Origin of the sequence: uncultured Thiohalocapsa sp., from assembly GCF_913063425.1 — a bacterium.
Lineage (GTDB): Bacteria > Pseudomonadota > Gammaproteobacteria > Chromatiales > Chromatiaceae > Thiohalocapsa.
This window is the reverse complement of the sequence record NZ_CAJXYK010000003.1, coordinates 140943-161731: the sequence shown is the minus strand read 5'-3', so window position 1 is coordinate 161731 and position 20789 is coordinate 140943. Positions and strand designations below refer to the sequence as shown.

Genomic DNA, 20789 nt, shown 5'->3' with positions numbered 1-20789 from the left:
ATTGGCTGAGGTCGGGCGCTGGGGTCGGGCGCTGGGCTCGGGCACTGGGCTCGGGCACTGGGGTCCGACGCTGGGGTCCGGCGCTGGGGTCCGGCGCCCGAATCAGGCGATGGGCTGGCTGCCGTCACCGGCGGCGGGTGGCAGCGGCACCACCAGCAGCTTGTCGACGATGCCGCCGCCGAGGGCCACACGGCTGGCACCCGCGGCCACCACCAGACCCCGCCCGCGGCGGTGCTCGACCCGCAGCTCACTGCCCACGCGCAGGCCCAGGGCACCCAGCTTACGCCGGAGGTGGCGGCCGCCCTGGATGGCCGCCAGTCTCGCCGTGACGCCGGGCGCGAGACGATCAAGACCCATGGCGTCCGCCTGCTGCGGGGCCGGCTGCTGGTCAGGAGAAAGATGCTGCTGCATCGCGTACTGACGCTCCAGAGGATGAATGCGAACGATTCTTTTTGATGCTAGTACGCCGCCGGCCCACAGGAAACGACAAATGCCGGCTTGCTGCGCTGCGTCAATATCGGGCGCCGGCGCGGCCGGATGCTAGGGAGCGCGGCGGCCGTGGCCGGGGAAGCGGTCAGTGCACCGCCTCTTCAGCGCCCTGGCGCATGGTGGCGGAGAGCTCGGCGTAGGCATCCTTCCAGGCGCTGCGGACCTCGGGCGTGAAACGCGGCCCCAGAGCGTCGGCGAAGCTGTCCAGCAGCACGGCGGCGAACTTCTCGTAATCCGCGTCTTCCACGCCATAGTCGGCATGGCGGGCGCCGACGGTCTTGATGAGCGGCACCACCGGCTCGGGGTTGTCCAGCGCGCTCACCACGGTGTTCAGCATGGTGACGAACAGCGAGGTCTGGCGCTCGAGATCGCCCTTGAACAAGGGGCGCAGCTCCGGGTGACGGACGAACAGCCGGTGATAGAAGCTCGCGCAGACCTCCTTGCGCATCGGGACGATCTCGGCCCAGGAGTCGCGCACCAGCGCGGCGGTTTGCGGATTCATCGCGTGCGTACCGGTGGATGGTTATGACCGCGCCAGGCGGGCGCCGCCGGCGGCTGCAACCGCTGCGGCGCGCCAGGCGCTGCCCCTGACCCGATACTAGGCGAGGGTTTGCAGGGGTTCAACGCCGGGAATACCGCTGCCGAGCCCCCAGCGGCCCCCTATCCTGGGCCATCCCTGCCCTGGGCGGCGGCTTTTCGAGCCAGGCCCCGCGAATGCTCAGCCGGTGCTTGAGTTAAGATGGCGGGCTGCGGTGGCCGGGGCGCGACACGCGCGTACCTCGGGCCCGAGCAATCAGAAGTCCGCAGCACGACGAACGAGGCCAGCCCATGTCCGCACTCCTCCGCCACCTGACCGTGCAGGAGGTCGCCGCCGCCGCCTTCGCGCTGTTCGCCATCTGGATGGCGGGCCAGGTGCCCTCGGTGGAGATCGCCTGGGTGGTGGCCATCCTGACGCTGACCATTTACCTGTTCGCCTTCGAGGTGGTGGGGGTGGACGTGGCCGCCGTCACTGTCATGGTGCTGCTGGGGCTGACCACCCTGCTCGCACCCCTAATGGGGCTCGACGCCGGGCTGGTGCCGGTGAGCAACCTGTTCGACGGCTTCGCGTCGAACGCCGTCATCTCCATCATCGCCGTGATGATCATCGGCGCCGGGCTCGACAAGACCGGCATCATGTCGCAGGTGGCGGCCTTCATCATGCGCATCGGCGGCAGCACGGAGACGCGCATCATCCCGCTCATCTCCGGCACCGTGGGCGTGATCTCGTCCTTCATGCAGAATGTCGGCGCCGCGGCGCTGTTTCTGCCGGTGGTGAGCCGCATCTCCGCACGCACCCGCCTGCCCATGAGCCGCCTGCTGATGCCCATGGGCTTCTGCGCCATCCTGGGCGGCACCATCACCATGGTGGGCTCCAGCCCGCTGATTTTGCTGAACGACCTGATCCTCACGTCGAACAAGACGCTGCCGGAGGGCGTGGCGCCCATGCCCACCTTCCAGCTCTTCGATGTCACACCCATCGGCCTCGCGCTGCTCGCCGCCGGCATCGCCTACTTCGTCATCTTCGGGCGCCTGGTGCTGCCCTCCCGCGGTACGGACCTGATCCAGGCCACGGACCCGAGCCAGTACTACGGCGAGACCTACGGCTTCAGCGACTTCACCGTGCGCGAGGTCCGCGTGCCCACCGACAGCCCGCTGGTGGGCACCAGCGTGGACGACATGGAGCGGCACTGGCACGTGCGCGTGGCGGCGGTGGAAAAAGGCGACGGCGTGCGTCTGGGCTCCGCCGGCGTGGACCGCAGCTTGGGGATAGAGGCGGGTACCTTCCTCGGCCTGCTGGGCGGCCAGGAGCAGTTCGATGCGTTCGTCGCGGAGACGCGGGTGGAGGCGAAGCCCGAGGCCGAGGTCTTCGCCGAGGCCCTGTCACCCGCCAAGGCCGGCATCGCGGAGATCGTCATCCCCCCCGGCTCCAGCCTCATCGGCAAGTCCGCCCGGGACGTCTGGATGCGCAAGGTCTATGGTCTGTCCGTGCTCGCCATCCGCCGCGGCGACGACACCCTGACCTTCGACAAGGGCGGCGTGCGGGACATGCCTTTCAAGCCCGGCTACACCTTGGTGGTGCACACCACCTGGATGGACCTCGCGCGGCTGGAGAAAGACCGCGACTTCGTCGTCGTCACCACCGAGTATCCGCACGAGGAGCTGCGCCCGCACAAGGTGCCCATGGCGCTGCTCTTCTTCGCCATCACGCTGAGCCTGGTGCTGTTCACGGACCTGATGCTGTCCGTGGCCCTGCTCACGGGCGCCGTGGGCATGATCTTGACCGGCGTGCTCTCCATCGACGAGGCCTACGAGGCCGTGAGCTGGAAGACCGTCTTCCTGCTCGCCTCCCTGATTCCGCTCGGGCTCGCCGTGGAGAGCACCGGCACCGCGGCCTGGATCGCGGATCAGACCCTGACCGCCCTCGGCGACGTGCCCATCTGGGTGATCCAGGCGGCCCTGGCGGTGCTGGCGACCTTCTTCACACTGGTGATGTCCAACGTCGGCGCCACCGTGCTGCTGGTGCCGCTCGCCGTCAACATGGCCCTCGGCGCCGGTGCCAACCCGGCCGTCTTCGCCCTCACCGTGGCCATCGCCACCTCCAACTCCTTCCTGATCCCCACCCACCAGGTCAACGCACTCATCATGGGTCCCGGCGGTTATCGCGTGCCGGATTACATGAAGGCAGGCGGCATCATGACCGTGCTCTTCCTCATCGTCTCCCTGCTCATGCTGAATCTGGTGTTCTGACCGCGTGCAGCGCCAGAAACCCGGCATCCGCCTTGGGCTCCAATTGCGCCCGTCCGAGCGCACGCAGCGCCGGGAACAGCAGGTCCTGGCAGCGCGCATAGCGGATCGCGTAAGCATCCAGGCGCTCCTGGTCCGACTGCGGCATTGCCGCCAGCGCCGCGGGCATGAGTGGAAAATGCTGAGCGACCCCCTGATGCGTGGCCGCAAGCCGCGCCGCTGCCTGCTGCAGGGCCGCGAGCGTCTCGGCGAGTACCGTGACGCGATCCGTCACAGCCGCTGGCCCTCCGCACGGGCCTGCCGCATGAAGGCCGTGGGCAGGTCGCGGCGCACCACCAGGTCCACGGGCCGCATCAGCCGCTGCTGAAGCTCGGCGCGCAGTGCCTGCTGCGCCAGGAAGAGGTTTGCCGGCAGCGCCTGGGCGGGCTCGACGTAGAGGTCCACGTCACCGCCGCGCGCCGCATCATCCAGCTGCGAGCCGAACAGCCAGACTGCGCTGCCCGCGCCGAAGTGGGCTGCGACGGCGCTGCGGATGATGGCGATGTCGGCGTCGGTGAGGCGCATATCCAGCAGTTGGAACGGGCGTCTTGAGCGGTGTCAAAGGCTTAGCAGAGGCATCAGGCGGCGCGGCACCTACCCAAGCTCAGGCACCGTGAATCGGGCCGTCAGTGGGCCACAAATGGAGACACCGCCGCGGCTCAGCCCTTCCACCAGCCTGCCGGCGCGTCCGGCAATGATTCGTCAAGCGCGGCGTCAGCGTCTTCCACGTGCCGGCGGCGAGCCGCGTGCTGCGCCGGACAACATAGACGCCTGCAGCTGCACCGGCAAGTGGCGGGCTGCGGCGCCGCTGACCTGAGCGGGCGCAGGGAGCGCGCCTGCCTCTACCGGGAGTCAATCGACCGTCGAACGGCCATCCCCGGCCGGCGCGTCGCGCAGGCGATCTCCTGCAATCCGCGCACGCAGCTGCGCATCGGAGAGTCGCCGGCCGTCGGTTGCCTTCGGCACCCGATAATCGCAGCCCTCGCGCCAGCGGTTGCAGCCGAACGCATGGCGGCCCTCGATGATGCGGCCCCGGCCGCACCGGGGGCAGGTGAGTGGTTGCCTTTGCAATGACTCGGCGCTGGCGGGCTTGTCTGCGCTTCCGCCTGGCGGCTCCGTGGTATCAGGGTCGCGCGGCGCTGCATCAGCCGATGATGGCGTGTCGAAGTCGAGGCCCACCTTGCCCCGATCATCGAGCCGCAGCCGCGCCGAAAAGACCTTACCGGTCTTGGATTTCAAGTCATCGATCTGCGCGGTTACGCCTTGCTCGATAAGCTGCGCGATCTCATGCTCGGTGAGCCGGTGGCCGGCGATGGTCTTCCAGATGGTGAAGCCGCAGCCATTCCGCCAGCGTGCGCAGCCGAAGGCCTTGCTGTTCTCGACGATCTCGCCCGCTTTGCAGACGGGGCAGGTGCCGAGGCCGGTGGCCTTCGCCTGGGCATCATCGGCGGCGCCCTGGCCCGGATTGGCGCCGGACCGGTCGCGACCTGCCCGGCGACCACCGGCGGCGCGGGCGCCGCCGTGCCTGGCGCCTCGCCCTTTGCCGCCGCCGCGCTGCGGCGCCGCGGCCCTTGCCGCGGCCACCTGCTCCGCCGTCATCGCGGGGCCTGCGGCGACCTGCGGAATCAGCGCCCGCACCTGCGCGCAGATGTCCTGGTAGAAGGCGTCCGCGTCGGCGCTGCCCTGCTCGATGTCCTTGAGCCGCTGCTCCCAGGCGGCCGTCAGCTCGACGCTGCGCAGCGGCTCCGCCACCAGCGCGATGAGCGCCTTGCCCTTGTCGGTGGCCCGCAACTGCTTGCGCTGGCGCTCGATATAGCCGGTGCGCAGCAGCTTCTCGATGATCTCGGCGCGGGTGGCGGGGGTGCCGAGGCCGGAGGATTTCATGGCCGCCGCCAGGGCATCGTCGTCGATCTCCCGTCCGGCGTGCTTCATCGCGTTCAGCAGCGTGGCATCGTCGTACGGACGCGGCGGCTTGGTCTCGCGCTCCACCACGTCCAACGCATCCACGTGCACGGTCTGGCCCTGCTGCAGCGGCGGCAGGGGGCGGTGCTCGGAGGCGGCAGACTCGGCCTGCGCCTGCTCGCCGTCGCTGCCCGAGCCCTGTTCGCCGCCGATCCCGGCGGCTTGCCCGGCGACCGCGCGCCGGCGCGGCTCCACCCGCTTCCAGCCCGGAGCGAGCTCGACGCTGCCCTTGGCGACGAAGGTCTCGCCGCCGATGTCGAGGGTCACCCGCGTCTCCTCCACGCGCTGATCCGGCAGGAACACGGCGACGAAGCGGGCCGTCACCAGATCGTAGATCTTCCGCAGCGCCTCCGGCAGGTTGGCCGGCGCGCGTCGCGCCGTGGGCAGGATGGCGTGGTGGTCCGTGAGCTTGGTCCTGTCCACGTAGGCCTTGCCCAGCCTGTGCCCGGCATCCAGCCGCGCGCGGGCCTCGGCGGCCAGCGGATGGTCCAGGTGGTCCAGAATCCCCGGCAGCTCCGGCAGCATGTCCTCGCCGATGTGGCGGCTCTCGGTGCGCGGATAGCTGATGAGCTTGTGGGTCTCATACAGCGTCTGCGCCAGCTCCAGCACCTTGGCCGCGGTGAAGCCGAAGCGGCGGTTGGCGTCGCGCTGGAGCGTGGTGAGGTCGTAGAGCGGCGGTGGGCGGTTGTGGCGGACCTGCTTGTCGACGCTGGTCACCGTGCCGGTGCGGTGCGGCTCGATGGCGGCATCGATCCGGGTCTTGAGCCGCTCGGCGTGGGACTTCTGGTCGATGCGCGTCTCGCCGTCCCGGCTGTACTTGGCCTCGAAGCCCTCCGCGAGCCGCGCGACGAGCTCGTAGAAATAGGCCTTGGTGAAGTTGGCGATGGCCGCATCCCGGGCGACGATCATCGCAAGCGTCGGCGTCTGCACCCGGCCGATGGTGCAGAGCACCCGGTTGTGCACCGTGTAGGCGCGGGTCAGGTTCATGCCCACCAGCCAGTCCGACTGGGCGCGGGCGCGGGCGGCGGCGGCGAGCGGCGCATAGTCGTCGCCGGGTCGCAGGGCCTGGAAGCCGGCGCGGATGGCCTCCGGCGTCAGGCTGGAGATCCAGAGCCGCTCCATGGGCTTGCGGCAACGGGCGTGCTCGACGATGAGGCGGAAGATCAGCTCGCCCTCCCGGCCCGCATCCGTGGCACAGACCACGCGCTCGGTGTCCGCAGCCGTAAGCAGGGCCTTGACGATCTTGAACTGCGCGCTGGTCTTCTTGTCGGTGCGCAGCCGCCAGCGCGCCGGGATCATCGGCAGCTGGCCCAGGGACCAGCGCCCGGCCCAGTCCGCGCCGTAGTCGTCCGGCTCGGCGAAGTGCACCAGGTGCCCGAGCGCCCAGGTGATGCACCAGCCGTTGCCGCGCAGGCAGCCCTCGCCGCGGGTGGAGGCACCCAGCACCGCGGCGATGTCGCGGGCGACGCTCGGCTTCTCGGCGACGACGACGGTGGTCATGCCGGGAGCTTAGCCGAGATGGGCTGCGCTGCGCCTGGAGCGCCGAGTTTCACTCGGCCCCGGGGCCGCCGAGCTTCACTCGGCCCTGGGGGCGCCGAGTTTCACTCGGCCCTGGGGGCGCCGAGTTTCACTCGGCGCACTGCCGACGCCGAGTTTCACTCGGCGCACTGCCGACGCGTCCCAACGCCGGGCAACACCTCCCCCCGGCGAGCGGGTCGAACCTGTCGCGAACCCGGCGCTTCCTGATCGCCCCGGGGAGCGCCGACTGGAAGTCGGCGGCCCCAGGCGGGCCGAGTGCAACTCGGCGCTCCATGGCTCAGCCCAACAGACTGTTGCCGAGCAGCGGCGCGATCACCAGGCTGACGATGGCCATGACATTGATGAGGATGTTCATGGATGGGCCGGAGGTGTCCTTGAAGGGGTCGCCGACGGTGTCGCCCACCACCGTGGCCTTGTGGGTGTCCGAGCCCTTGCCGCCGTGGTTGCCCTTCTCGACGTACTTCTTGGCGTTGTCCCAGGCGCCGCCGGCGTTGGCCATGGTGAGCGCGAGCAGCACGCAGCCCAGCAGCGCGCCGCCGAGCATGCCGCCGAGCGCGGCGGGGCCGAGGACGAAGCCCACCACCCAGGGTGCGGCGATGGCGATGACGCCCGGCAGAATCATCTTCTTCAGCGCCGCGGTGGTGGCGATGTCCACGCAGCGGGCCGTGTCCGGCTCCGCCTCGCCGTCGAGCAGGCCCTTGATCTCCCGGAACTGGCGGCGGATCTCGTTGATCATCTCGAAGGCGGCGTCGCCCACCGCCTCCATGGTGATGGCGGCGATGGCGAAGGGCAGGATGCCGCCGACGAACATGCCGATGATCACCAGCGGGTCGCTCAGCAGCAGCTCGAAGCCCGGCACATGCAGCGACACGCTCTCGATGTATGCGGTAATGATGGCCAGCGCCGCCAGCGCCGCCGCGCCGATGGCGAAGCCCTTGCCGATGGCCGCGGTGGTATTGCCGAGCTCGTCCAGGGAGTCCGTGATGCGCCGCGTCTCCACGCCGAGCCCCGCCATCTCCGCGATGCCGCCGGCGTTGTCCGCCACCGGCCCGTAGGCATCGATGGCCATGGTGATGCCGACGGTGGCGAGCATGCCCACGGCGGCGATGCCGACGCCGTAGAGCCCCGCCAGCTGGTTGGAGACGAAGATGATCAGGCTGATGGTGAGCAGCGGCACGATCACCGAGCGCATGCCCACGGCGAAGCCCGTGATGATGACCGTGGCGGGGCCGGTCTCGCCGGCGTTGGCAATGTGCCGCACCGGCTTGGCCGAGGTGTAGTACTCGGTCACCAGCCCGATGACGATGCCGCCGAGGGCGCCGATGAGCACCGCACCCCAGACGGCGCTCGCCACACCGGTGCCGACGATGACGCCATAGGCCACCAGCATGAACAGCACGCTCGCGCCGATGGTGCCGATGCGCAGCGCGCGCTCCGGTGCCTGACTGGAGAACTGGCGTACCAACAGGATGCCGACGATGGAGCAGAGCAGGCCCGCGGAGGCGAGGCCCAGCGGCAGGAACATCAGCGCGGCTCGCTCGCCCAGCGGGTCCATCACATCCGCCGCCAGCGTCGAGGCGATGGCGATGGTGGCGATGATGGAGCCGCAGTAGGACTCGAAGATGTCCGAGCCCATGCCGGCCACGTCGCCGACGTTGTCGCCCACGTTGTCGGCGATGACGCCCGGGTTGCGCGGGTCGTCCTCGGGGATGCCGGCCTCGACCTTGCCCACCAGGTCTGCGCCCACGTCGGCGCTCTTGGTGTAGATGCCGCCGCCGACACGCGAGAACAGCGCCACGCTGGAGGCGCCCATGCCGAAGCCGTGGATGGCGTGCGCCGTCTCCGGGTCACCGCCGAACAACAGATACAGGGTGCCCAGGCCGAGCAGGCCCAGGGAGGCCACCGCGAGCCCCATGATGGAGCCGCCGAAGAAGGCCACCGTCAGCGCCTCCGCCGGGCCCTTGGTGTGGGCCGCCACCGTGGTGCGCACATTGGCCCGGGTGGCGGTGCTCATGCCGATGAAGCCGGCGAGCGCCGAGGCCACGGCACCCACCAGGAACGCCAGCGCCGTCTTCCAGCCGAGAAAGACGTACAGCACCACCAGCAGCACGGCCGCGAAGAGGCCGAGCATGCTGTATTCCCGACGCATGAAGACCATGGCGCCGAGGTGGATGGCATCACCGATGGCGGCCACCTTCGCCTCGCCCTTGGGATAGGCCATGACGGTGCGATAGACGACATAGGCCGTCGCCAGGCCGAGGACCCCCAAAAGCAGGGGGATGAGAGCATTCAGGCTCATGGGTCAATGACTCCCCGTGGTGCTCACTGTTGTTGTGTTGGTTTCCCGCGGCGGTGTCCGTCCGCTCGTTGTCGGGCCCCTTGGCGGGCCTTGCGGTCGGTGCAGGCACCGTGGCGGCCGGCGTGCGGCACGCAACGCGTCACCGCGCCGCCCGCGGGCGACGTGATGGCGGCCGGCACCATGCCCGGCCGTCACATGGCACGCCAGAAGTGGTAATTGCTCGCTTCGATCTCCGCCATGGTGGGCATGGGGAAGAAGCGGGTGGTGTCCTGCGAGGCGAACATGAACCCGTGGCGGATGAGCTTGTACGGGATGCTGTCGAAGCCGCTGTCGAGGCGCAGCCCCTTGGTGTCCTTCTCCGGATGCTCGCGCAGCTCCATGATCGCCGCCCGCAGGTTCGACGGGTGCAGACCCGGGATCGGCGGGTGCATGGTGGGGCGATTCTCGAACTCCTGCAGGAAGTGCTCGATGTCCAGCTCGATCTGGGTGTAGAACTGCTTGGGTGCGCCCTTCGGGAAGTCCGGATCGGTGACGTACTTGCCGAAGGCCGGGAAGTCCAGCCGCGACATGATCAGCATCCGCAGCGGCGCGATCTCCGCATAGATGCGCAGGAAGCCCGACTCATGGGTCTTGTCGTAGGGGGCCGCCTCGAGCTCCAGCACATAGCCCTCGGGCGTGCCCAGGATCACGCGCTGGATGGCGTTCAGGTCGATGTGCTCCAGCACCCGGTAGGTAGAAATGAACTTGGTCGCCTTGGGGCGGCCGTCCTCATGCGGCTTGAGCTCGGCGAGCGCCTCGTCGATCTTGAAGTACGGGTGCCGGTAGGCGATGTCGATTTCCGCAAACACCACCTTGCCGGCGTAATAGCGCAGGGAGCCGGAGGTGTAATGCTTGGCGAAGGCCTCCGCGTCCAGCTGCGAGGCCACCAGCGCCGGGTTCGGGGCCAGAATCTGGTAGAGGTGACTGTCGTATTGCATGCGCAACTCCAGTGGTTGGCTTCGCGGCGCCGCCCCGGTCAGCCCCGTTCAGCGACGGCGCAGCCCGGGACACGGTGGTGAGCGACCGAGCCTTGGGCACGGCAGGACGCCCAGGGCAAGGCCACCATCCGCAGCGCCATGACGGCGGCAGGGCATTATGCCGCGTCGGGCCTTGGGGGGAACCCCAGAACCCTGACCGAGATCATGGCGCCCGGTTGCCGCGGGCGGCCGCCGGACCCGGCAGGGGGTCCGCGACGATGCGGCTCACAGCTGCGCCGCGGCCACGGCGTCCCAGAACGCCCGGTGCAGGCTGCGGGAGGCATCGGCATCGATCCCCAGCTCGATCAGCGCACGCCGCGCGCTCGCCGGCGCTCCGTTGCGGGTCGCCGCATCCAGCGCCCGCTTGAGCGCATCCGCGCCCGTCACACGCTGATGCACCAGGCCGAAGGCCGCCGCAAGGCCGGCGAACCCCGGGGCCACCGGCGTGCGCCACAGCGGCTCGAAGCCCGGCAACCCGTGCTGGGGCAGGTAGTCGAAGATGCGCCCGCCGCCGTTGTCGATGACGATCAGCGGCCGGCGCAGGTGCTCCGCCAGCAGCCAGCCGCTCAGGTCGTGCACCGCGGAGAGATCCCCCAGCAGCCCCCAGCAGGGCGGCCCGCCGTGGCAGAGCCCGGCGAGGCTGGAGAGCTGGCCGTCGATGCCGCTGGCGCCGCGGTTGCCGTGCACGGTAAGTGCCTCGGCGCGACTGCCGGACCAGGTGTCGAGCTGGCGGATGGGCAGGGAATTGGCGCAGAGGAGCGCCTCACCGGGCGGGATGTGCGCGAGCAGGGTGCGGATCATCTGTGCCTCGCACCAGGGCGCGTCGGCGAGCCGCGCCGCGGCGAGCGCCTGGACCCGGTGCTCGGCCGCCTCCCATCGCGCCGCCCAGGCGGGGTCCAGGTCACCCGCCGGCGTCAGGGCCGCACAGACTGCCGCCGGGTCCGCCACCAGGCGCCTGAGCACGCCATGCTCCGGGTCCCGCCAGCCGCCGGCGGGGTCCACCAGCAGCGCCGGTACACCGGTGAGCCAGCGCCCGAGCACCTTGGACACGGGGGCGCCGCCGAAGCGCAGCACCCAGTCCGGGCGCAGCGCCCGGGCCGCAGCGGCGTTGCGCAGCAGGGCATCGTAGTGCGTGAGCACGCCGTCCGCCGCGGCGCCGAAGCGCAGGCCCGAGAGCGGGTCCGCCAGCACCGGCAGCGCGAGCCTGCGCGCGGCCTCGCGCAGCGCCGGCGCGAAGTCCGGGCGGAACAGGCCGGGGCCGACCACCACGAGCCCGCGTCCGGGCGGCAGCGCTGCGGCGCACGGGCCGGCGTCAGGCGCCGACTGTTCCGGCCAGCCGCGCGCCGCGGTCGATGTCGTGACTGCCTCGGGCAACGCCGTATCGCAGTCTGGCGCAGGCACCAGCGGCTCCGGGAACGGCAGATTGATCTGCACCGGCCCCGGCCTGGGGCCCAGGGCGACGGCCGCACAGCGCCGGCCGAGCGCGGCGACGGCCGCGAGCGCGGCGGCATCCGGCTGCGGGAGCCCCGGATCGTGCGCCTCGCGCGCGAAGGCGCCGAAGAGCCGCGTCTGGTCGATGGTCTGGTTGGCGCCGAAGCCGCGCAGGGTGGGCGGGCGGTCCGCGGCGAGCAGCACCAGCGGGACGCCGGTCTCGCTGGCCTCGATGACGGCCGGATACCAGTGCGCCGGGGCCGAGCCGGAAGTGGCGAGCAGGGCCACCGGTCGGCCCGAGGCGCGCGCGGCGCCGAGGGCGAAAAAGCCGGCGCTGCGCTCGTCGAGGATTGGGATCAGCTCCAGCTCCGGCGTACGCTGGGCGGCGAGCACCACGGGCGTGGAGCGCGAGCCCGGTGAGAGCACCAGCGTGCGCAGGCCGCCGGCGGCGAGCCCCGTCAGCAGCGCCCGCGCCCAGCGCAGGCTGATGCAGGCCGGGTCCGGCTCAGGCATGGCAGCCACGCTGACCGCCGGCACCGGCCCCGGGCGCGCGCGGCGCGCGCCGTCGGACGTCACGCATAGCGCAGCGCCGAGAGCATGGCGGCGAGCTTGGCCTCGGTCTCGGACCACTCGGCGGCGGGGTCCGAGCCCGCCACGATGCCGGCGCCGGCGAAGAGCTCGGCCTGGGCACCGTCGAGCTGCGCACAGCGCAGCAGCACCCAGAGCTCGCCGTCGCCGTCCGGATGCAGGATGCCGGCGGCGCCCGTGTACCAGCCCCGCGGGAAGGGCTCCGCCTGCCGCAGCCAGGCCTGGGCATGGCTGCGCGGCTGGCCGTTGGTGGCGGGCGTCGGATGCAGTCGGGCGGCGAGCTCGAACAGGCTCACGCAGGACCGCGGCCGGGCGCTGATGGGGCTCCACAGGTGCTGGGCGTTGCTGAGCTGCAGCACCTTCGGCTGCTCCGGCACGTGGAAGCCGGCACAACAGTCCGCGAGTGCCGCCCGCACCGCGTCGATGACGAAGCGATGCTCGCGCAGGTTCTTCTCGCAGCCGAGCAGCCCCGAGCGCAGCGCCGCATCCGCCGCCAGGGACTCGCCACGGCCGGCGGTGCCGGCGATGGCGTCCACCTCCAGGCGACCATCGCGCAGGCACAGGAGCCGCTCCGGCGTGGCGGCGACGAAGCTGCGCCCGTTGCGGCGCAGATTGATGATCTGACAGGCCGGGAACAGGCAGCCCAGGGCGTCCAGGAGCCGGGCGACATCGAACGCACGGGGACCCTCAACCAACAGCCGGCGCGAGAGCACCACCTTGGCGATGGGGCCGGCGTCGATGCGTGCGAGGGCCTGCTCCACCAGCCGTGCCCATGCGGCGGCGTCGGGCTGCTCCCGGGTACGCTTGAGGTGGGCCGTGGGCCTAGGACCAGGGGGCGGCTCGTACAGCGCCGGCACCAGCTGCCGCAGCCAGGCCCGCCAGCGCGCCAGCACCGCATCCGGCGCCGCCGGCAGCGCCGTGGAGAACACCAGGGCCGCCTCGTGGTCGCGACAGACCAGGCCCACCTCCGGCACCCAGAGCAGGGCGTTGGGCAGGTGGTCGCTGCCGGCGGCGGGCGCGGCGGCCGCGTCCGTCAGCGGCGCATCCGCGGCGGCGAAGCCGAGCATGGCGAAGGCATCGAAGCCCGTGGCGTCCGGATCCATGCGCCGCCACAGCGGGCTCGCGAGCATGGTGGACAGCGCCGCCAGACGCTCCGGCCCGGTCGCAGGCCAGGCCGCCGCCTCGCCGTAGCCCGCCCGCAGCTCGCCCCGCCGGGGGTGGCGGAACTGGAACTGCCGCCCGGCCGGCTGCGGTGCCGCCGCCGGCGCCCGCGGCAACGCCAGCAGTACGGATTGCAGCCCGCGCTCGGCGCCCAGCGGCAGCCGCGAGACGGCCTCGACCAGGCGTGCCTCCAGCTGCTCCAGGATGGCAACGGGGGCGAGCATGTCCACGGCAGGCAACGGAACGGACATCTTGGGCGGCAACGGCGCAGGTGGCGGCGACGATTCGGTCGGTTTGATCGGCGGCAATTCGTCGGGGATGGGGTGGAGGGCAGCTGGGGCGAGTGCTGCGACGGGCGGCGGCACCCGCACCGGGCGCTGCTGCTGCGGCCGGCGGCGCCGGCTGCGGGCGTATTGCCGCAGCCGCGCCGCGGCACCGGCGGCGCAGCCCGGCGCTGTGCCGGGCCGGGCGCCGCCGGCCCTGCCGCCGGGGTCAGCCCGCGTCCGCGCCCGCCCGGGCCTCAACGGTGCGCCAGAACTCGTCCAGCGCGGCGATGGTGCGCGTCGGCCGCTCCCACTGCGGGATGCCGAGCGTCGGCTCCACCTTGGTGGCGTGCCAGTTGGCGTGCGACTCCAGCACGCCGGGCAGCAGGTCGAAGGTGACGTTGGCGTCCTTGTCGTAGATCACCAGCACCGGGAGCGTCAATTTGGCATACAGGCTTTCGACGGCGTTGCGGGTGAACAGCTGCCCGGACAGGAACCGATAGGGTGCATGCATCGCCCCTGGCTGGTGCGAGGTGGCATAGGCATAGTCGATGAGCTCGTCCGGCGGCTCGCCGACATAGCTCTGGCGCAGGAAGAACCGGATGCCGCCGCGCTTGGTGAGCAGGCTGTACAGCCCGGAGCCGAGCCCCGGCAGCGTGAACACCCGGTGCAGGGCATTGCCGACGCTGCCCGACGGCAGCCTGCGATCGCTGAAGCCGGTGGGCGACAGAAGCGCCAGGGACGTGAACCGCTGCGGCGCCGCCAGGCAGGCGCGGGCGGCAAACTCCGAGCTGAGCGAGAAGGCCACGACGTCCGCGGGCTCCTTGACCACGTCTGCGAGGAAGGCGTTGATGGCCTCCGCATAAAGCGCCGGCGAGTAGGGCCGGTCGCTGCGGTCCGAGAAGCCGAAGCCCGGCAGATCCGGCGCGTAGACCCGCCGCTCGGCGCGATAGTGCTCGAACAGGGGCTTCATCTCGAACACGCTTGGGGCGGCGTTGATGCTGTGCAGCAGCACCAGGGGGCGGGTGCCCTCCGGTCCGTCTGCGTACCAGCTGATCTCTTTGAGCGTGGGGGTGGCATAGACCTCCCGCGGGGCGTCCACCGCGGGTGGCAGTGGCACCTGCTCACTGTGCTGTCGGCCGGCTGCGGCCGGGTGGTCGGCCGGCTGGACGGCGGGGCCTGCGATTGCAGCGCTCTGGACTCCGGGTGCTTGCATGGATCGGGCGCTCCTGTGGGCGGCGAGGGCGTCGCCTGGATTCGGGTCCCGGGTCGCGGCGGGCGCGCCGCGCTGTGGCTCAGCGGCGCACGGGCAGCAGCACCTCGTTGCGGCGCAGGAACCCGGGGACGAAGACGGCATTGTAGCGCGCGAAGATGGTCGCACCGATGGGCGTGAGTCCCGCCGCGGCCACGGCGTCCCGGAGCCGCTCTGCCTCTTCCTGCCAGCGCGCCTCGCTCCAGCCGCCGCCGGAGCGCCGCGCCGCCACCAGGCGCGCGGGTATCTCGCGCACGGTGACGGCCGGGTCGGCGGCGCCCGGCAGCATCCCGAGCGGGTACTCCCTGGCCAGCGCGAACTGCATCAGCCAGGTGTCGTCGCCCGCCCGCTGCTGCGTCGCCGGGGCCATCATGGGCACCTTGCGCCCGCTGCTGTTGTGCCCGCGGACGTAGTCGAGCAGGCGCGGATAGGCGGCGTCATCGGCGTCAGCGAAGTCGCCCGTCACCTCGGTCTCGGCAACCCGCAGCGGCGCGTACTCCCGCAGCTCGAAGCCGTCGGCGCGCTCCAGCACCCTGTAGTCGGGCCCGGCCGGGCGCACCAGTGCCAGCACAATCAGCACCAGCGGCAGCAGCATGCCGGCGAGAATCCAATACTTGAGCTTGAAGAACGGCATGTCGCGGTCTCCGGCGGTGGCTTGGGCTGAGCACAGCGCGCCATTGAAGCAGCATCCATGGCCGGCGGCGATGTCGGAGGTCAAGGCGCAGCCGCCGGCGGGCGCTGGTCCCGGGCACGGACCAGACCGGCGCAGGCGGACGCGCCGGGCAGAAGCAGGCCTGGGCAGCTATCATGGTGGTTGCGACGGTGCGCGCCGCCGGCCGTGCCGTCTTCGACCCCCTATTGCGACCCCCTATTGCGACCCCCTATTGCGACCCCCTATTGCGACCCCCTATTGCGACCCCCTATTGCGACCCCTGGTTTCGACCCCCGTTTCGCAGCTCGGACGAGCCCCATGGACCGATATTCAAGCGCGCCATCGCACTCCGCAAGACGCAGCCGCCTGCGGCCCGCCACCCGCCGCCGGCTTTGGCGGCTGCCGTTCCCCGCCGCACTGTCCCTGTTGATCTCCAGCGCCATCCCCCTGGCTGCGGGCGCAGACGAGAGCGCCGAGGTCACCGGGGCACAGGTCTACGCCTACTGCGTGGACTGCCACGGCAAGCGCGGCGAGGGCGGCGCGAACGGCACCTATCCGCGCATCGCGGGGCTGCCGCAGCCCTACGTCGACCGCCAGCTGCACGCCTTCAAGTCGCAGACGCGCGTCAACAAGCCCATGGTGCCCATCTTCAAGCATCACCGCTTCGATGCCGAGGTCATCGACCTGGTGGCCGGCCATGTTGCGGACTTCACGCCGCCGCGCTTGAGTCTCTGGCCCTATGAGCCGACGCCTGAGGCACTCGCCGCCTTCGACGACAAGGCCGCCTTCGCGGCCGCCGGCGCCGACCTCTACGCGGAGGCCTGCGCGAGCTGCCACGGCGCCGACGCCGGCGGTGACGAGACCGGCAAGGTGCCGCCGCTGATCATCCAGTATCCGGCGTATCTCAAGAAGCAGATCGGCGATTTCGCCCGCGACGAGCGCAAGCTGCCCGCCGACGGGCGCTGCGGTGAGCTGGACCCGGCGCAGGCGGAGGCGGTGATCTCGCACATCGTGGAGGTCGGCAAGTGAGGTCGGCCCGCCGCAGACGGGCTGCGCGCGCTGCGCACCCAGGTGCAGGACGAGCGCCTGCTGGGGCCCGATGCGCTGAGCTTCGGCGAGCCGCACTGGCTTTATCTCGCCATGAATCAACTGCACCTCGCGCCCCAGCTCAATGATGGTGTGGAAGCCGCGCAGCCGCCGTTTCTGATCCTGCGCCTGCGCAGCGCTGCCGCCGGCCTGCCCGGGCGCTGACGCAGACGCCGCCGTGCCGCGCCGGCGACGGAGCGCGGCCCTGGCACCAGCAGCCAACGCACAGCCGGTCCGGCGCCGTCCGGGCCCGTCGCCAACAGCAACCGCGAGCCCCCATGCCCGAAGCCCCACCCGAGTTCAGACCCGGCCAGCGCTGGCTGTCCGAGACCCAGGCCGAGCTCGGTCTCGGCATCGTCGAGGCCAGCGACGCGCGCACCGTCACCATCCAGTTCCCCGCCACCGGCGAGCAACGGCTCTACGCCCGGCGCAGCGCGCCCCTGTGGCGCGCCGTGTTCGGCGTCGGCGATGTCATCCGCGACACCGATGGGCTGGAGGTCACCGTCGTCGCCGTGGACGAGCAGGCCCAGCTGATGGTCTACACCGGCGAGGATGCCGACGGCGCCACCCACACGCTGCCGGAGCAGCTGCTGGCGGCGGACCTGCACCTGAACCGCCCACAGCAGAAGCTGCTCGCCGGCAGGCTCGACCGCGACACCTGGTTCCGGCTGCGCCAGCGCACCTGGCGCCACCGCGGTGACTGGCCCGGCGAGCCCGTACGCGGGCTGGTGGGTGCGCGCATCGCGCCCATTGCGCACCAGCTCTACATCGCCGCGGAGGTGGCGGACCGCTTCGCACCGCGGGTGCTGCTGGCGGACGAGGTGGGCCTCGGCAAGACCATCGAGGCCGGGCTCATCCTGCACCGCATGCTCCTGGACGGGCGCGCCCGGCGGGTGCTGGTGCTGGTGCCGGAGGCGCTGCTGCACCAGTGGCTGGTGGAGCTGCTGCGCCGGTTCAACCTGCGCTTTGCGCTGTTCGATCGCGAGCGCATCGCCGCCGGTGGCGTCGGCAACGCCTTCGAGACGGAGCAGCGCGTGCTCTGCTCCCTGGACCTGCTCACCGAGACCCCCGCCCATGCCGCCGCGGTGCTCGGCGCGGACTGGGACCTGCTCATCGTCGACGAGGCCCACCACCTGGCCTGGACGCCCGAGGACAGCGGCCTGGACTACGACCTGGTGGAGGCGCTGGCCGACCAGACCCCGGCGGTGCTGCTGCTGACGGCGACACCGGAGCAGCTCGGGCGCATGGGCCATTTCGGCCGCCTGCGCCTGCTGGACCCGGAGCGCTTCGCAGACTATGAAGCCTTCGTCGCCGAAGAGGATGCCTACGCCGATGTCGCCGACATCGCCGCCCGGCTGCTGGAGGGCGAAGCGCCGAGCGACGCCCAGCAGGCGCGGCTCGCCGAGCTGCTGGGGGACACGAGCGACCTGGATACGCACAGCATCGTCGAGCGCCTGCTGGACCGTCACGGCACCTCGCGACTCCTGTTCCGCAACACCCGCGCCGCGGTGGCGGGCTTCCCGGAGCGCCATGCCCATGCCTATGCGCTGACCCGGCCGGCCGGCTACGGCAGCGGGGGCGCGGAGTCCATTCACCCCGAGGTTGGCGCCGGCGACGACTGGCCCGCCGAGGACCCGCGGCTACCCTGGCTCGTGGACCTGCTGCGGGAGCTGCAGCCGGCCAAGGTGCTGCTCATCGCCGCCCGCGCCGAGACGGTGCTGGCACTGCGCAGCCACCTGCATGAGCGCCATGGCCTGCACGCGGCGGTGTTCCACGAGGGCATGGAGATCGTCGAGCGCGACCGGGCGGCCGCCTACTTCGCGGACCCGGAGGAGGGCACGCGGCTGCTGCTCTGCTCCGAGATCGGCAGTGAGGGGCGCAACTTCCAGTTCGCCCATCACCTGGTGCTGTTCGACCTGCCGCTGGACCCGGAGCTGCTGGAGCAGCGCATCGGCCGCCTCGACCGCATCGGCCAAAGCAGCGACATCGAGATCCATGTGCCCTACCTGGCCGGCACCGCCATGGAAACGCTGTATCGCTGGTATGCCGAGGGCCTGGATGCCCTGGCGCAGCACTGCCCCGCCGCGGCGGCCGTGTACGAGCAGCTGGGCGAGCGCCTGCGCACGGCCCTGACCCAGGGCGCGGACCCCGCCGGCGCCGACGTGAGCGCGCTGGTGCAGGCCGCCGCAGCGCTGCGCGAGACCCTGAACGCAGCGCTCGCCGCCGGGCGCGACCGGCTGCTGGAGCTGGGCTCGCACCGGCCCGAGGTTTCCGCCGAGCTGGTGCAGGGCCTGGAGGACATGGATCGGGACCCGGCGCTGTTCGAGTACCTGAGCGCCTTCTGGGACGCCTTCGGCGTGGACCAGGAGCCGGGCCCGGGCGGCTCCGTGGTGCTGCACCCCGGGCGCCACATGCTCCAGGACCAGTTCCCGGGCCTGCCCGAGGATGGCCTCACGGTCACCTTCGACCGCAACCACGCACTGGCGCACGAGGACCGGGCCTTCCTCACCTGGGAGCACCCGCTCACGCTTGCGGCCATGGACCAGCTGACGGGCTCGGATCTGGGCAGCGCGGCGGTGATCCTCACCCGCAACCCGGGCTTCAGCGCCGGCGCCCTGCTGCTGGAGATGCTCTACGTCGCCGAGTGCCCGGCGCCGCCCGCGCTCCAGGTGCAGCGCTTCCTGCCGCGGCTCGGGCTGCGGCTGCTGCTGGACGAGCGCGGCCGCGACCACGCCGAGACCATCCCCACCGAGACTCTGAGCGGCAAGTGCCTCACCGGCAACCGCAAGCTTGCGAGCGCGCTCATCACCGCCAAGGGGCCGGCGCTGGAGCGCATGTTCAGCGCCGGCGAGACCCGCGCCGAGACCGCCGTGGCCGACATGCGCGCGGCGGCGGTGGCGCGCATGGAGCAGATGCTGGACGCCGAGATCGAGCGCCTGACGGCCCTGGCGCGGGTCAATCCCGCCATCCGGGACGAAGAGATCGCCCAGCTCCAGCTGCGCCGGGAGCGTCTGGCGCAGGTGCTGTCTCGGGCACATCTGCGGTTGGATGCGCTGCGGCTGGTGGCGCATGGGTAAAGTCCGAGGGGCGAGGGGCGAAGTACGCAATGCGGGAGTGCAGGAGTAGGCGTGCGGGACCTGACCGGTCTTGGGGCGCGTGTGGGAACAGGCATGGGGACCAGTCGGTCAAACCGGGCACGTTGAGCCTAATCTCTGCCGGGAGCCGCGTATGCCGGGCTTCGACCATGACCGCCGGCGGCTGCTGCATGCTGCCACCGGACTCATCGCCGCCGGCGCCTTGCCCCGGCTTGCGCCGGCTGTCGCCGGATCAACCGCGCCCGCGGCCCTGACCAAGCCCATCCCGGGCAGCGGCGAGCGGCTGCCCGCCATCGGCATGGGCACCTGGATCACCTTCAACGTCGGCGATGACGCGCAGGCGCTTGCCGTGCGCCGGGAGATCCTGGAAGCCTTCTTCGCAGCCGGCGGCGGCATGATCGACGCCTCCCCCATGTACGGCTCCGCCGAGGCGGTGCTCGGCAAGACCCTGCCGACGGACGCAACGCAACGGGGGCTCATCGCCGCCACCAAGGTCTGGACCAGCGACGGCAACGCCGGCGCCCGGGAGATCGCCCACTCCCGCGCATTGTGGGGCCTGCCGCGCTTCGACCTGCTCCAGGTGCACAACCTGCTGGCCTGGGAGGCGCACATCGAGACGCTGAAGGCCATGCGTGCGGCGGGCGAGGTGCGCTGGATCGGCATGACGACCTCGCATGGCCGCCGCCACCGGGAGCTGGAGCGGATCATGGCGCGCGAGCCCATCGACTTCGTGCAGCTCACCTACAACATCGTCGACCGTGCCGCCGAGGAGCGCCTGCTGCCGCTGGCGCGGGAGCGCGGTATTGCCGTCATCGCCAACCGCCCGTACCGCCGCGGCGCGCTGCCGGACCGTGCGGCGGGCAAGCCGCTGCCGGGCTGGGGCCGGGAGATCGGCTGCGACACCTGGCCGCAGGCCCTGCTCACCTTCATCGTCGCGCACCCCGCCGTCACCTGTGCCATTCCGGCCACCAGCCGCGTGGACCACATGCGCGAGAACATGGCCGCCGCCCGCGGGCCGCTGCCGGATGCAGCACTGCGCCGGCGCATGGCCGCGGACTTTGCCAAGCTCTAGTGCCGGGCGCCCAATTGAGCGCCCATTCGAGCACCAAACCGGGCTGCCGGACGCCCCCGAC

General features: G+C 71.5%; 16 protein-coding genes. 5 read left to right on the top strand and 11 right to left on the bottom strand.

Translation table 11 applies throughout. The features are described 5' to 3' along the window. Positions 1 to 102: 102 nt before the first annotated feature. A complete protein-coding gene (locus QZ607_RS02565; protein WP_295879299.1) occupies positions 103 to 411 on the bottom strand; it encodes a FeoA family protein in 309 nt (102 codons plus the stop codon). A 163-nt stretch (positions 412 to 574) separates the two neighbouring features. Beyond that, on the bottom strand, positions 575 to 991 hold the full coding sequence (locus tag QZ607_RS02560) for a globin domain-containing protein (protein ID WP_295879297.1): 417 nt from the start codon (positions 989 to 991) through the stop codon (positions 575 to 577). A 326-nt stretch (positions 992 to 1317) separates the two neighbouring features. Between QZ607_RS02560 and QZ607_RS02555 the strand changes: the two genes are divergently transcribed. Then, a complete protein-coding gene (locus tag QZ607_RS02555) occupies positions 1318 to 3276 on the top strand; it encodes an SLC13 family permease (RefSeq protein ID WP_295879295.1) in 1959 nt (652 codons plus the stop codon). Here the strand turns inward: QZ607_RS02555 and QZ607_RS02550 are convergent. The 9 genes from QZ607_RS02550 to QZ607_RS02510 form a co-directional block, all read right to left on the bottom strand. Further along, a complete protein-coding gene (locus tag QZ607_RS02550) occupies positions 3254 to 3547 on the bottom strand; it encodes a hypothetical protein (RefSeq protein WP_295879294.1) in 294 nt (97 codons plus the stop codon). The genes QZ607_RS02555 and QZ607_RS02550 overlap by 23 nt on opposite strands. Further along, the gene (locus QZ607_RS02545; RefSeq protein WP_295879291.1) at positions 3544 to 3837 is read right to left on the bottom strand and encodes a nucleotidyltransferase family protein; all 294 of its coding nucleotides are present in this window, start codon (positions 3835 to 3837) and stop codon (positions 3544 to 3546) included. The genes QZ607_RS02550 and QZ607_RS02545 overlap by 4 nt, the downstream gene beginning before the upstream one ends. A 327-nt stretch (positions 3838 to 4164) precedes the next feature. Further along, on the bottom strand, positions 4165 to 6774 hold the full coding sequence (locus QZ607_RS02540; RefSeq protein WP_295879289.1) for a type IA DNA topoisomerase: 2610 nt from the start codon (positions 6772 to 6774) through the stop codon (positions 4165 to 4167). 316 nt (positions 6775 to 7090) lie between these two features. Continuing rightward, positions 7091 to 9112 (bottom strand): sodium-translocating pyrophosphatase, encoded by a 2022-nt coding sequence (locus QZ607_RS02535; RefSeq protein ID WP_295879287.1) that lies wholly within the window; start codon positions 9110 to 9112, stop codon positions 7091 to 7093. 191 nt (positions 9113 to 9303) lie between these two features. Then, positions 9304 to 10089 carry a hypothetical protein gene (locus QZ607_RS02530; RefSeq protein ID WP_295879285.1) on the bottom strand — a complete coding sequence of 262 codons (786 nt, stop codon included), beginning with the start codon at positions 10087 to 10089 and terminating at the stop codon, positions 9304 to 9306. A gap of 264 nt (positions 10090 to 10353) precedes the next feature. Further along, the gene (menD, locus tag QZ607_RS02525) at positions 10354 to 12072 is read right to left on the bottom strand and encodes a 2-succinyl-5-enolpyruvyl-6-hydroxy-3-cyclohexene-1-carboxylic-acid synthase (protein WP_295879284.1); all 1719 of its coding nucleotides are present in this window, start codon (positions 12070 to 12072) and stop codon (positions 10354 to 10356) included. A gap of 59 nt (positions 12073 to 12131) precedes the next feature. Further along, positions 12132 to 13559 carry an isochorismate synthase MenF gene (locus QZ607_RS02520; protein ID WP_295879283.1) on the bottom strand — a complete coding sequence of 476 codons (1428 nt, stop codon included), beginning with the start codon at positions 13557 to 13559 and terminating at the stop codon, positions 12132 to 12134. 241 nt (positions 13560 to 13800) lie between these two features. Beyond that, positions 13801 to 14691 (bottom strand): alpha/beta hydrolase, encoded by an 891-nt coding sequence (locus tag QZ607_RS02515; protein WP_295879282.1) that lies wholly within the window; start codon positions 14689 to 14691, stop codon positions 13801 to 13803. A 175-nt stretch (positions 14692 to 14866) separates the two neighbouring features. Then, complete coding sequence (locus tag QZ607_RS02510) at positions 14867 to 15457, bottom strand: heme-binding protein (RefSeq protein WP_295879280.1); 591 nt, start codon at positions 15455 to 15457, stop codon at positions 14867 to 14869. 336 nt (positions 15458 to 15793) lie between these two features. Between QZ607_RS02510 and QZ607_RS02505 the strand changes: the two genes are divergently transcribed. From QZ607_RS02505 to QZ607_RS02490, 4 genes are all read left to right on the top strand, one after another. After that, positions 15794 to 16504: a c-type cytochrome gene (locus tag QZ607_RS02505; RefSeq protein ID WP_295879278.1), complete on the top strand. Its 711-nt coding sequence runs from the start codon at positions 15794 to 15796 to the stop codon at positions 16502 to 16504. Between the two features lie 42 nt (positions 16505 to 16546). Beyond that, positions 16547 to 16726 carry a hypothetical protein gene (locus tag QZ607_RS02500; RefSeq protein WP_295879277.1) on the top strand — a complete coding sequence of 60 codons (180 nt, stop codon included), beginning with the start codon at positions 16547 to 16549 and terminating at the stop codon, positions 16724 to 16726. Between the two features lie 113 nt (positions 16727 to 16839). Next, positions 16840 to 19638, top strand: a complete 2799-nt coding sequence (gene rapA, locus QZ607_RS02495) for an RNA polymerase-associated protein RapA (protein ID WP_295879276.1) — start codon at positions 16840 to 16842, stop codon at positions 19636 to 19638. Between the two features lie 151 nt (positions 19639 to 19789). After that, the gene (locus tag QZ607_RS02490) at positions 19790 to 20728 is read left to right on the top strand and encodes an aldo/keto reductase (RefSeq protein WP_295879275.1); all 939 of its coding nucleotides are present in this window, start codon (positions 19790 to 19792) and stop codon (positions 20726 to 20728) included. The last annotated feature ends 61 nt before the right edge of the window (positions 20729 to 20789 follow it).